Below are 12,151 nucleotides of genomic sequence, written 5' to 3'. Positions count from 1 at the left end.
CTCTCAGACCCGCCGCTCCACCATCATCTTCTTGATCTCCGCAATGGCCTTCGCCGGGCTCAGCCCCTTGGGGCAGGTCTTGGCGCAGTTCATGATGGTGTGGCAGCGGTAGAGCCGGAACGGGTCTTCCAGATTGTCCAGCCGCCCGCCCGTTCCCTCGTCGCGCGAATCGATGAGCCATCGGTAGGCCTGCAGCAGGGCGGCGGGGCCGAGATAACGGTCGCCGTTCCACCAGTAGGAGGGACACGACGTCGAGCAGCAGGCGCAGAGGATGCACTCGTAGAGGCCGTCGAGCTTCTTGCGGTCCTCCGGGTACTGCTTCCACTCGGTCTGCGGCTCGGGCGACTGTATGATGAGCCAGGGCTGGATCGAGCGGTGCTGGGCATAGAAGCGGGTGAGGTCGGGCACCAGGTCCTTGATCACCGGCATGTGCGGGAGGGGATAGATCTTCACGTCGCCCTTCACCTCGTCGCAGGATTTGAGGCAGGCGAGCGTGTTGGTGCCGTCGATGTTCATCGCGCAGGAGCCGCAGATCCCCTCGCGGCACGAGCGCCTAAAGGTCAGCGTCGGGTCCTGCTCGTTCTTGATCTTGATCAGCGCGTCCAGAACCATCGGGCCGCACTTGTCCATGTCGACCGTATAGGTGTCGATGTGCGGGTTCTGCCCGTCATCGGGGTTCCAGCGGTAGATCCTGAAGTCCTTCAGCCGCTTGCCCGAAGGCTTCGGCCAGGTCTTGCCCGGCTGGACCTTGGAGTTCTTGGGAAGTGTGAATTCGGCCATTGTCAGCTTTCTTCAGTATCATCGAGAGCAGTCAGAAGATCATTGTTCTCTTCAATTCGCAGCATGCGAATGTCACGCACCGATGCCTTGAACCATGGGTATTTTCTGGCGAGGCGATGAACGACGGTCATGCACTTGACAGCATCGACGGTATCGTCACCGAAGTAGGTGCTGCCCTGTTTCCATTCAAAGCATCGATCGCCCAAGTAATTGCAAACGTCCGTATAGGCGTTGCGCCAAGAGGCATTCGGATACGTCTGCTCCAGCGTCTGTGTATCGAAGTCGAACACGATGGCGTACATCCTCTGTCCCTTCCCCGAGCCAACTCTATTGTGACCGATTGAGGCTTGTCTCATCGTGCGGAACTCCCATCGCAGTCCCTAGTAAACCCGTGCTTTCGGCTTGATGTAATCAATATCGGAAGACATGGTGAAGTCATGCACCGGGCGGTAACCCAATGTGACGGTCTTCTTGTCGCGGTCGGCCCAGGCCAGCGTGTGCTTCATCCAGTTGGCGTCGTCACGGGTTGGGAAGTCCTCGCGGGCATGCGCGCCGCGGCTTTCCTTGCGGGCTTCGGCGCTCACCACGGTGGCTGCCGCCTGCAGGATGAGGTTCTCGAATTCCAGCGTCTCGATCAGGTCGCTGTTCCAGACGAGCGAACGATCGGAGACCCTGATGCCGTCGATCGCCTGCCAGACTTCGGCTAGGCGTTTGACACCCTGCCGCAGCGTCTCGCCGGTGCGGAACACCGCGGCGTCTTCCTGCATGGTCTTCTGCATGCGGGCGCGCAATTCCGCCGTCGGGGTCGACCCATTGGCGAAGCGGTAATGGTCGAGGCGCGCAACCGAGAATTCGCCGGCATCCGCCGGAAGATTCGCATGCGGTGAATTAGGCTTCACCAGCTCCGCGCAGCGCAGTGCGGCCGCGCGGCCGAAGACCACAAGGTCGATCAGCGAGTTGGAACCAAGCCGGTTGGCGCCATGGACGGACACGCAGGCTGCCTCGCCCACCGCCATCAGGCCGGGCACGGTCTTCTCGGGGTCGGCCGGATCGCCGGCCAGAACCTCGCCATGATAATTCGTCGGGATGCCGCCCATGTTGTAGTGCACGGTGGGCAGGATCGGGATCGGCTCGCGCGTCACGTCGACGCCGGCGAAGATCTTCGCCGACTCGGAAATGCCGGGCAGCCGCTCATGCAGCACCTTGGGATCGAGGTGCTCGAGGTGCAGGTGGATGTGATCCCTGTGCTCGCCCACCCCGCGGCCCTCGCGGATCTCGATGGTCATCGAGCGCGAGACGACGTCGCGGGAGGCCAAGTCCTTGGCGGAGGGTGCATAGCGCTCCATGAAGCGCTCGCCTTGGCTGTTCGTCAGGTAGCCGCCCTCGCCGCGCGCACCCTCGGTGATGAGGCAGCCCGCGCCATAGATTCCCGTCGGGTGAAACTGCACGAACTCCATATCCTGGCATGGAAGGCCGGCCCGCAGCACCATGGCATTGCCGTCGCCCGTACAGGTGTGGGCCGAGGTCGCCGAGAAATAGGCCCGGCCATAGCCGCCGGTGGCGAGGATCGTCTCGTGCGCGCGGAAGCGGTGGATCGCGCCGTCTTCCATGTTCATCGCCACGACACCGCGGCAGGCGCCATTCTCCATGATCAGGTCGAGCGCGAAATACTCGATGAAGAATTCGGTGGAATAGCGCAGCGACTGGCCATAGAGCGTGTGCAGCATGGCATGGCCGGTGCGGTCGGCGGCAGCGCATGTGCGCTGCACTGGCGGGCCGTCGCCAAAATTCATCATATGGCCACCGAAGGGCCGCTGGTAGATCTTACCATCCTCGGTGCGCGAAAAAGGCATGCCGAAGTGCTCAAGTTCGTAAACGGCAGTCGGCGCATTGCGGCAGAGATATTCGATGGCGTCCTGGTCGCCCAGCCAGTCCGCACCCTTCACCGTGTCATACATGTGCCAGCGCCAGTCGTCGGCGCCCATATTGGCGAGCGAGGCGGCAATGCCGCCCTGGGCCGCCACCGTGTGGGAGCGGGTCGGGAAAACTTTGGAGATGCAGGCGGTGCGAAGTCCCGCCTGCGAGGCGCCGAGCGCGGCGCGCAAGCCAGCACCTCCGGCGCCCACCACAACGACGTCATAGCTATGATCCGTCACCGGATAGGCGCGGTCCCCGATGGTGAAGCTCTTTGGCGCCTTCTTCTTGGGTTCGACAGCAGCCATCACAATCCGAAGCTCATCTTGAGAATTGCATAAACGCCCGCCAGAGCCATCACCCATGCGAAGAAGGTGTTGAGCAGCATCAGGGCATATTTGGTGTGGCCGGTGCGGACGTAGTCCTCGATCACCACCTGCAGGCCCAACCGCATGTGCCAGACCAGGTTCAGGATGGTGAGGCCCATGAGGATCGCCACCATGGGATTGTGCATGCTGGCCACGATCTCAGCGCGCGATGCACCGCGGTGCATAAGCAGATAGCCGATGAGGAACACCACGAGCGGAATGCCGGCGATTGCCGTCACGCGCTGGCGCCACCAGTGTTCGGTGCCGGCCTTGGCGGAGCCGAGCCCCAGGACCTGGCCGAGGGGGGTCTTCTTCAGCATCACGACACTCCCAATGCGATGGCCCAGACGACGAGCGTGAGGATGATAGAGCTGGCGAGCGTCAGCTTCGCGCCCATCTCGACGTCTTTCAGCTCGAAGCCGTGGCCCGCGTCCCACACAAGGTGGCGGATGCCGCCCAACGTGTGGTGGATCAGCGCCCAGGTGAAGCCGAATAGCACCAACTTGCCAGCCCAACTCCCGAACACCGCCTGCACCATGTCGAAATACTGGTCCGAGGTCGCGCCGGCGGCGAGCCACCAGACGAGCAGCAGCGTGCCCGCATAGAGCGCCACGCCGGTGACGCGGTGGACGATCGACATCAGCATCGTCAATCCGCCGCGGTAAACCTGCAGGTGCGGCGACAGCGGGCGCCCTGCATTTCTGGTGTCTGCCATCTTACCCTTTCCCGTTCGCGGTCCTGATTTGTACCTTGTGCGCTGCGGTATCGCAATTACGCCGAAAGGCATAGGCCGGTTGGGCCTTGAGACCGCTTGACGCAGATCATAGCTGCGCAGCCGCCAGCCTCATGGATAAGGTAAAATCGTTGAGGATTCCATGACAGAAATCGTCTTTCCCGCCCGCGCCGCCGTGAACCGTGCACCGCGCGAAAACCGGCAGCATAGCCCCGTTGCGGCAAATGCTGTCAGCCGCAGTTCTCGGGCACCCCAGTGGAGCTCGCCGCGGCCAACTCCGAAAAGACGGTCGCCCTCAGCAGCATACCTCTGGTTGTGTTTTTGTGGGCCGGCTGGTGCGGCTCCCGCAAGATGATGGCGCCGGGGTTCAGGAAGGCAGCCTCGCGCATCGGGGTGTTCCCGCGCGGCGTCCCGGGCAGGTGGCTGCGGCATGATCGTATGATCATTGAAGGCTTCCGGGGTCGCGCAGGCACCCTCGCGGTCTTCAGCCCCGAAATCCGCTCATATCACCGACCGTGTTGGCCCGGCCGTCTCTCTCCTCATGCGCCGCGGCGCAGTGCACGCCACAGGAACAGAAGGCCAAGCGCCATGAACCAAAGCTGGATACCGGTCGTGGAGAGCACGATTGAAACCGGCGGCGCGATGCCGAAGAGTTCCAGGCCAGGAAGCGCGACCAACACACCCGCAACCAGCCCGGCCCAACCTGCCCAGGCCGGAAGCTGCCGGTCGCGCAGGATCAGTACACTTACTGAGATCGCCCAGATCGCTGCAAAAACCGCAACGCCCAATGCCTCACCTATCGCCCCGCCCCAGGCATTGATCGCCGCCTGCATCGCCTCGATTGCAATGCGCGCATCCGGCGACAGACCGGGAGCCGAATAGGCCTCCGCCAGGGCGGTGCTGCCGGTGAGCCAGCGAATGATTCCCACAGCCCTTGCCAGCGTCGAAACCGCTGCGGCTCCTATGGCAATCAGGCCCAAGATGCTTAACGGGCCAGGCCGTGCCGCCAAACGCACGGTGAGAACACCCGTCGCCAGGAACAGCAATGAATAGCCAAGATACAGCCCATAGCCCAGCCGCACCGCGCCAAGCTGCTCCAAAAGCAAGGGCAGCATCTTCGCGGGAGGGTAATCGAGGCTGTCAGGCCATTGGATCGCCCCGCCGAGTACCGCCATGGGCGCAAAGATGCTGAACCCCTGAAGGAGCAGGACGATCCCGGCAATAAGATAAACGGGATGCGTGGGTGCCAGGACATGGTGAGACGGGGCGTCGGGGGTCATGGTGCGGGTCCTATCAGTCACAATCGATGGTTACAGGCCGGCGAGCCAGCCCTGACGCTGGCTTTCGGTCGAGATGCGCATGGAGCCGAAACGCCGTACCCGCGTGACCTTCACGCCGCAGAATTCGAGAATGTTGCGTCGCAGTTCGCTGATCCCGGCATCGCGGTAGATGGTGCGGTAGAACCATGGCGGCGTGTCCATGGTGACCAGCAACTCCGCCGTCTTGCCATTCAGAAGACGGGTCCAACGGATTGAATTCGGGACATATTTAAACGCAAAACCCGGTGTCAGCGCCAGTTCGAGCAGCAATTTGAAGCGACCCGGCATCCCTCCCCACCAGATCGGAAAGATGAAGACCAGATGGCCGGCTGCGCGAATCGCTTCCTGGAAGCGGGCAACATCCGGTTCGAGACTGCGGTCATCCTCCGCCCGCCGCGGCACCGGGTTCGAGAAATGGAGATCGGCGAGCCTGAGAAGTTCCACATCGTCGCCTTTGGCGAGGGCCTGCTCAACAGCGCGTTCGGCCATTGCGCCGCAATAGCTTTGCTGATCCGGATGCCCCAGAAAGACAAGCGTCCTGTTGCTCATGGCCTTGCCAGCCCGATGTGCTTTCCGCCTGCCGCCATCATCCGCCTCCTTGTAAAGTACGATATCGTACTATATAGGAAGATCGACGGTCTTGCAAGCCTGCTCTGCCGCCGGTCCCCGACCGCAATCCGCGGTCTCGATGAGGACGACGCACAGCTGGCCGATTGCGACTCCGAAACTCTAACCCCATGAACCAAAAGGAGAGAAAGAGCGATGCGACTTACAAGGCGAAAGGTGCTGTTGTTGGTTGGCGGGGGCGCAATTGTGGCGGCAGGAGTCGGCGCGGTGGAGGCAAGCCGCACCCCATCCCGGGCGATGGAGCCCTGGTCACTTGCAGGCAGCTATGGCGAAATCCGCCGTAATGCCCTGTCCTGGGCGCTTCTCGCGCCGAACCCGCATAACCTTCAGCCCTGGAGGGCGCAACTGATTGGGGAGGACAGCGTTGCCCTGTTTCTAGACCCAGAACGTTCCTTGCCTCAGACGGACCCGTTCGGCCGCCAGATCGTGATCGGCCTTGGCTGCTTCATCGAGTTGATGCGAATGGCAGCCGCTCAATCGGGATACGGCGTCGATCTGGATTTCTATCCTGAGGGAGAGGGCGCGCAGGCTCCGGTCGTCCGCGCCCGGTTCCGCCCGAATGCAGCACAGCCTGACGCGCTGTTTGTCGCGGCGCAAGACCGGCGGACCAACCGGCTGGCTTATGACGTGCGGCCCTTGCCGTCAGAAGAGACAGCAATTCTGTCCGAATACGGGGTCGTGGTCAGCGAGCCTGAGGCGGTGGCAAACCTGCGCGCGCTCGCGAAGGAGGCCTGGGATATCGAGCTGATGACGCCACGCGCCTGGAAGGAGAGTGTCGATGAGCTGCGCTTCGGAGCCCGGCAGATCGATGCGACGCCGGACGGACTGGCCGTTCGGGGCGGATTCATCAACCTTCTTGCCGGGTTGGGCCTGGTCACGCGGGAGGCGCAACTGCCGCAGGGCAGCATGGGTTGGCAGACGGCGATGGACGCCTTCAACGACGCAATCGCCGCGACCCCCGCCTTTGTTGTGCAGGTCTCGGAGGGAAACACCCGGCGCGATCAACTCGACGCAGGCTCCCGCTGGATGAGACTGAGCTTGGCGGCAGCCCAGCGCGGCCTGTCACTGCAGCCGCTCAGCCAGGCATTGCAGGAATATCCTGAAATGGCGGCTCCCTATGCCCGCATTCACGCACTTTACGCTCAACCCGGTCAGACTGTACAGATGCTTGCACGTGTTGGATTTGCGCCCCCCGTACCGGCCGCGCCGCGCTGGAGGCTTGAGGAAAAGCTTGTCGTTTGAATGGATGAGAATATCCCCAACCTGTTCCGTTTGTTTAACGAGATCGGGATCATCAACCAATTGGCAAGTGCGATCCTGCAATCGCACCTGCCGAAAGGCGTTCTTGTGCCGCACTTCACGGTTCTGAACCATCTCGTTCGCGTTCGGGACGGGTCGACACCGCTTGAACTGGCGCGGGCCTTCCAGGTGCCGAAGACGACCATGACCCATACGCTGTCGGGGTTAAAGGAGCGGGCTTGGGTTGAAGAGCGCCGCAACCCGCAGGACGCGCGATCCAAGCAGGTTTGGCTGACCAGGACCGGCAGGCACTTCCGCGATGAGGTGATCCTGTCGTTGGGACCGGACCTTGCCGCAATCGAGCGCGCATTGCCCGGCCTTGCCGGTTCGCTGCTTCCCGATCTGACCAGAGTGCGGGAATATCTCGATTCAGCGCGCGATTGCAGATGATAACATGGATTTTGGGGTCAAGTTCCCCATGTCCGATTGGCCGTTTGTCCGGGGCTGCGCCATGTCGCGCAGTGCAAGCCGATGCCACACAGGAACGTCCGATCCAATTCCGCTGAAGCAGCGGGAGAAAACATGATGCTCTATTGCACGATCACTTTGGTCCCCACCGGCGTCGCATCGAACAGCTCCACCACTTCCTCGTTCAGCATGCGGATACAGCCCGAAGAGGCGGCGGTTCCGATCGAGGACGGCGCATGGGTGCCGTGGATGCGGAAGCCGGTGTCGCCCCGCTTGTTGAAGAGGTAGAGCGCGCGCACCCCGAGCGGGTTCTCGGGGATGCCGCCAGGCATGCCATTGACCCACCTGGCGTATTTGGGCGTCCGCTTGATCATCTCCGGCGGCGGCGTCCAGGTGGGGTTGACCCGCTTCATGCCGACCCGCGCGGTGCCCGACCAGGAGAAGCCCTCCTTGCCCACCGCTACCAGGTAGCGCATCGCCTCGCCATCCGGCATGACTTGGTAAAGCGCCCGCTCCCAGGTGTTGATTATGATGGTGCCAGGCTTCTCCGCCGTCCTGAAGGCTACGACCCTGCGGCCCTTGTATTTCCTGGCAGTGCCCTTATTCTGGACCGGTTGCTTCTTCAACGGAGGCCGCTTCGGCCCGGCAAGCTCGTTGTCGCTGGCAGAGGCCAAGGCGGGTCCGGCAAGAAAGGGTAGCCCCGGCACGACCATCCCCAGCATCGAAAGCAGGTCCCGTCTCTTCACGCCACGTCCCCATGCACGGGTGATCCAGATTTCTAACATGCCGGTCCGGTGTCTGCAACAGACAGGCCACGAACGGCGGCAACCGAAAAGCATGCTGCCCGCAACCCTGAACCATGCTCCGGCAACGCCCAAAACAAGGCGGGCGGGAGGATCGCTCCCCCCGCCCGGCGGCAACTCCAGACGGGCCGTCAGCCTCGCTTGTTCTGGCGCTTCTCGATCAGGTCATCGACGACGGTGGGGTCGGCTAGCGTCGAGGTGTCGCCCAGGGCGCCGAAATCGTCCTCGGCGATCTTGCGCAGGATACGGCGCATGATCTTGCCGGAGCGGGTCTTGGGTAGACCCGGCGCGAACTGGATCTTGTCGGGTGTCGCCAGCGGGCCGATTTCCTTGCGTACATGGGCCACGAGGTCCTTGCGGAGATCGTCATCGCCCTCTTCGCCGGCCATCAGGGTCACATAGCAGTAGATGCCTTGCCCCTTGATATCGTGGGGATAACCGACCACGGCGGCTTCCGAGACTTTGGGATGCGCGACCAGCGCCGACTCGACTTCCGCGGTGCCCAAACGGTGGCCCGACACGTTGATCACGTCGTCGACGCGGCCGGTGATCCAATAATAGCCATCCTTGTCCCGCTTGCAGCCGTCGCCGGTGAAATACATTCCCTTATAGGCCGAGAAATAGGTTTGCACGAAGCGGTCATGGTCGCCGAACACGGTGCGCATCTGGCCCGGCCAACTATCGAGAATCACGAGGTTTCCGGAATTTTCGCCGTCGAGGATCACGCCCTTGTCGTCAACGAGGGCCGGCTGGATGCCGAAGAAGGGGCGGGTGGCGGAACCGGGCTTCAGCTTGGTGGCGCCGGGCAGCGGCGTGATCAGGATGCCGCCGGTCTCGGTCTGCCACCAGGTGTCGACGATCGGGCAGCGCTCGTCGCCGACCACGCGGTGGTACCATTCCCAGGCTTCCGGATTGATGGGCTCGCCCACGGAACCCAGCAACTTCAGGGACTTGCGCGAGGTCTTGGCGACCGGGCCTTCGCCCGCCCCCATCAGCGCGCGAATCGCGGTGGGGGCGGTGTAGAAGATGTTGACCTTGTGCTTGTCGATCACCTCCCAGAAGCGGGAGTTCGACGGGTAATTCGGCACGCCCTCGAACATCAGCGTCGTGGCGCCATTCGCGAGCGGACCATAGACGATGTAGCTGTGGCCGGTCACCCAGCCCACATCCGCCGTGCACCAGTAGATGTCGCCGTCATGGTAGTCGAAGACATACTGATGGGTCATCGCGGCATAGACGAGATAGCCACCGGTGGTGTGGAGCACCCCCTTCGGCTTGCCGGTGGAGCCCGAAGTATAGAGAATAAAAAGCGGATCCTCCGCCTTCATCTTCTCGGGCCTGCACTCTGCGGGGACGCTGGCGGCCTCTTCGTGGTACCAGACGTCACGGCCGGGGGTCATGGTGACGGCGCCGCCGGTGCGGCGCACGACGACCACCTTCTCGTTGCCCGCGCAACGCTTCAGCGCGTCGTCGCAATTGGCCTTGAGCGGCACCTTGCGGCCGCCACGCATGCCTTCATCCGCCGTGATGATGAGCTTCGAATTGGCGTCGTTGATGCGGCTTGCGAGCGAGTCCGGCGAGAAGCCGCCGAAGACGATCGAGTGCACCGCGCCGATGCGCGTGCAGGCCAGCATGGCATAGGCGGCCTCGGGTATCATCGGCAGGTAGATGGTGACGCAGTCGCCCTTCTTGACACCGTTCCTTTTCAACACGTTGGCGAAGCGGCAGACGTTCTCATAGAGCTCGTTGTAGGTGATCTTCTTGTCGTAATAGGGGTCGTCGCCTTCCCAGATGATGGCCACCTGGTCGCCGCGCTTTTTCAGGTGGCGGTCGATGCAGTTGTAGGAGACGTTCAGGACGCCGTCCTCGTACCACTTGATCGAAACCTTGGGGTAGGCATAGGTCGTGTTCTTGATCTTCTTGGGGGCCTTGAACCAGTCCAGGCGCTTCGCATGCTTGGCCCAGAACTTGGCCGGGTCCTTGATCGATTCGGCATACATTTTCTTGTAGCCGGCATCGTCCACATAGGCGGTCTTCTTCCACGAGGCGGGGACGGGATAGACTTTCTCGGACATAGGCGCATTCCTCCCAGACATGCCGATTTAAGGCTCTTTTGACCCCGCGTTCTATAGCCTGCAATGAGACTCCTGTCTAAGAAGCGGGCAATGACGTCCCCCCGGCACCTCAGCCTGTTCATCACCCTCGGCCTGTTCTGGGGTGTTTCCCCCAGCCTCTACCGGCACTGGGGCGTTCTGGGCATGCCGGTGTCGCATGTCATCGTCTTGACCGGCATCGGGGTCGCCGCCGCGCTGGCGCTCATCTGCCAGCTGCGCGGCATCGACTGGATCGGCGGTAAAAGCCTGCAGTTCTTCGGGCTGGGCTGCGCCGTGCTGATGAACGTGCCCTTTGCGCTCGGCCTGTTCTTCGCCCGCCACGTGCCGCCCACCGAGCTGGCGCTGATCATCTCGACGGCACCCATCGTGAACTACCTCGTGGCGCTGGCGACGCGGCGGGAAAATGCTGCCCCCCGGCGGCTACTGGCGATCCTGCTGGGTTTCCTGTCCACCGCCATCCTCGTCATCACGCGCCAGGGCATGCTGTCGGGCCAGGTCTCATGGTGGCTCATCGCCGCGTTTTCATTGCCCATTCTCTATTCGGCCTACAACTGGTTTGCCGCGATCTGGTGGCCGCACGGGTGCCATCCGATAGCGGCTGGCGTGGCGGAATCGACATGGTCCGGCCTGCTGGCCCTGCCCTTCCTGCTGCTGCTGGCGCCACCCTGGTCACCTGACCAACTGCCGCTCACCGCCTACTGGACGGTGCTGCTGGCCTGCGGAATGTGGACGCTGGAGCGCATCGCCTTCTTCACCCTCATCCAGGAGAAGGGGGCGGTCTTCACCGTGCAGGCGGTCTATCTCTCCACCCCTGCCGCGGTGGTCATCGCACTGGCCTTCTATGGTGGCGCGGATATCTGGCTTTTCGTGTCGCTCGCGGTGCTGATGGGAGCGCTTTATCTCAACAATACCGGCTCAGCCGCCAGACCGGCGTCAGCTTGACCTCCGCGTCCTCGAGGTCGCGCGTCACTAGGACCCTTGCGTGGCCGATGAGCGGCGACTGATATCATTGATCTTGTGGATATTTCGGAACATTGTGATAGGATATTCTAGGTTGCGAATCGAGGGTTATTCAAAAAAATTCTTGGATAGATAATGGCGAAAAAGCCCACAGGTACATTAGGGCCCCTCACAATAACCACGTCAGATGGCCGTACCTCTGCTGAACAACAGAAGATCGTTTGGCCGTCAGACCAAAAGGATGTTGAACGGAAAATTCTTGAGCTGTTTGTAAGCGAATTCGAACGCACCGGTGCCAAGTTCTTGCGGATTGAAGATGGCGGCACAAAAGACTTGGACTTCCGGGTTACTCTTCCGGGAGGCCAGGCGTATGTTGAACTAATGGAAGTGGTCATACCTGAACCCTCTACAATACCCTTTCAAAATGGGCAGCAATGGCATGAACCTCTTGCTTATGCTAGTAACATATTTGGAGCCGTAGAAAAAAAGGTGCGAAAATATGGTTTTTCGCACACTATTCCAATCCATCTACTCCTCTACCTCACACACGAACAGTATGCGCCAAATGAGGCGGCAATATATACTCTCAGACACTACTTTAAAGTCAACAAACACCCTTTCGAGTATGTGTTTTTTCTTATTCCGTTAACGACGGATGCCTGCGATCTCAGAGTGATATTCACAATAGAGCATCGGGCGGTCAATTGAATCCATATCCTGCAGCGGCGAAGTAGTTGGCGCATTCGTTTGGAGTGAAGAGCGAGCAGATGTTTCCGATGGCCTTCCAGAGATCATCGATGGTGCGTGCTGCTTTGGCTCTGAGGTG

General features: G+C 61.6%; 13 protein-coding genes and 2 pseudogenes. 5 read left to right on the top strand and 10 right to left on the bottom strand.

The genetic code is table 11. The features are described 5' to 3' along the window. Positions 1-3: 3 nt before the first annotated feature. The 5 genes from IOC82_RS16880 to sdhC form a co-directional block, all read right to left on the bottom strand. The gene (locus tag IOC82_RS16880) at positions 4-780 is read right to left on the bottom strand and encodes a succinate dehydrogenase iron-sulfur subunit (RefSeq protein WP_290547364.1); all 777 of its coding nucleotides are present in this window, start codon (positions 778-780) and stop codon (positions 4-6) included. 2 nt (positions 781-782) lie between these two features. Then, positions 783-1,082, bottom strand: a complete 300-nt coding sequence (locus IOC82_RS16875) for a virulence factor (RefSeq protein ID WP_290547363.1) — start codon at positions 1,080-1,082, stop codon at positions 783-785. Positions 1,083-1,160: 78 nt separating this feature from the next. Next, complete coding sequence (gene sdhA, locus IOC82_RS16870) at positions 1,161-3,002, bottom strand: succinate dehydrogenase flavoprotein subunit (RefSeq protein ID WP_290547362.1); 1,842 nt, start codon at positions 3,000-3,002, stop codon at positions 1,161-1,163. Beyond that, positions 3,002-3,382 (bottom strand): succinate dehydrogenase, hydrophobic membrane anchor protein, encoded by a 381-nt coding sequence (gene sdhD, locus IOC82_RS16865; protein ID WP_290547361.1) that lies wholly within the window; start codon positions 3,380-3,382, stop codon positions 3,002-3,004. The genes sdhA and sdhD overlap by 1 nt, the downstream gene beginning before the upstream one ends. Continuing rightward, positions 3,382-3,777 carry a succinate dehydrogenase, cytochrome b556 subunit gene (sdhC, locus tag IOC82_RS16860; RefSeq protein WP_290547360.1) on the bottom strand — a complete coding sequence of 132 codons (396 nt, stop codon included), beginning with the start codon at positions 3,775-3,777 and terminating at the stop codon, positions 3,382-3,384. Before sdhC ends, sdhD begins: the two co-directional genes overlap by 1 nt. A 273-nt stretch (positions 3,778-4,050) precedes the next feature. Between sdhC and IOC82_RS17210 the strand changes: the two are divergent. Continuing rightward, positions 4,051-4,170, top strand: a pseudogene (locus IOC82_RS17210) (thioredoxin domain-containing protein); the annotation flags it as partial. A 164-nt stretch (positions 4,171-4,334) separates the two neighbouring features. Here IOC82_RS17210 and IOC82_RS16855 read toward each other — a convergent pair. Together IOC82_RS16855 and IOC82_RS16850 are read right to left on the bottom strand one after the other, a co-directional pair. Beyond that, a complete protein-coding gene (locus IOC82_RS16855; RefSeq protein ID WP_290547359.1) occupies positions 4,335-5,075 on the bottom strand; it encodes a DUF4386 family protein in 741 nt (246 codons plus the stop codon). A gap of 30 nt (positions 5,076-5,105) precedes the next feature. Next, positions 5,106-5,663: an NAD(P)H-dependent oxidoreductase gene (locus IOC82_RS16850; protein WP_290547358.1), complete on the bottom strand. Its 558-nt coding sequence runs from the start codon at positions 5,661-5,663 to the stop codon at positions 5,106-5,108. 234 nt (positions 5,664-5,897) lie between these two features. On the opposite strand from IOC82_RS16850, the gene IOC82_RS16845 reads away from it, so the two are divergent. After that, a complete protein-coding gene (locus IOC82_RS16845; protein WP_290547357.1) occupies positions 5,898-6,983 on the top strand; it encodes a twin-arginine translocation pathway signal protein in 1,086 nt (361 codons plus the stop codon). Then, positions 6,984-7,430, top strand: a complete 447-nt coding sequence (locus IOC82_RS16840; RefSeq protein ID WP_290547356.1) for a MarR family winged helix-turn-helix transcriptional regulator — start codon at positions 6,984-6,986, stop codon at positions 7,428-7,430. It abuts the gene before it with no gap. 140 nt (positions 7,431-7,570) lie between these two features. Here the strand turns inward: IOC82_RS16840 and IOC82_RS16835 are convergent, their stop codons facing one another. Together IOC82_RS16835 and acs are read right to left on the bottom strand one after the other, a co-directional pair. Beyond that, complete coding sequence (locus tag IOC82_RS16835) at positions 7,571-8,194, bottom strand: L,D-transpeptidase (protein WP_290547355.1); 624 nt, start codon at positions 8,192-8,194, stop codon at positions 7,571-7,573. A gap of 188 nt (positions 8,195-8,382) precedes the next feature. Beyond that, positions 8,383-10,326 carry an acetate--CoA ligase gene (gene acs, locus IOC82_RS16830; protein ID WP_290547354.1) on the bottom strand — a complete coding sequence of 648 codons (1,944 nt, stop codon included), beginning with the start codon at positions 10,324-10,326 and terminating at the stop codon, positions 8,383-8,385. A 90-nt stretch (positions 10,327-10,416) separates the two neighbouring features. Between acs and IOC82_RS16825 the strand changes: the two genes are divergently transcribed. Both IOC82_RS16825 and IOC82_RS16820 read left to right on the top strand, forming a co-directional pair. Then, positions 10,417-11,307 carry a hypothetical protein gene (locus tag IOC82_RS16825; RefSeq protein WP_290547353.1) on the top strand — a complete coding sequence of 297 codons (891 nt, stop codon included), beginning with the start codon at positions 10,417-10,419 and terminating at the stop codon, positions 11,305-11,307. Between the two features lie 153 nt (positions 11,308-11,460). Further along, positions 11,461-12,033 (top strand): hypothetical protein, encoded by a 573-nt coding sequence (locus IOC82_RS16820; RefSeq protein ID WP_290547352.1) that lies wholly within the window; start codon positions 11,461-11,463, stop codon positions 12,031-12,033. Here the strand turns inward: IOC82_RS16820 and IOC82_RS16815 are convergent. Then, a pseudogene (locus tag IOC82_RS16815) lies at positions 12,026-12,151 on the bottom strand (IS630 family transposase); the annotation flags it as partial. The gene IOC82_RS16820 and the pseudogene IOC82_RS16815 overlap by 8 nt on opposite strands.

The organism is Aestuariivirga sp., assembly GCF_020252395.1.
In the GTDB taxonomy this organism is placed as follows: domain Bacteria; phylum Pseudomonadota; class Alphaproteobacteria; order Rhizobiales; family Aestuariivirgaceae; genus Aestuariivirga.
The sequence above is the reverse complement of the archived record's forward strand: the minus strand, read 5'-3'. Positions and strand labels throughout refer to the sequence as shown.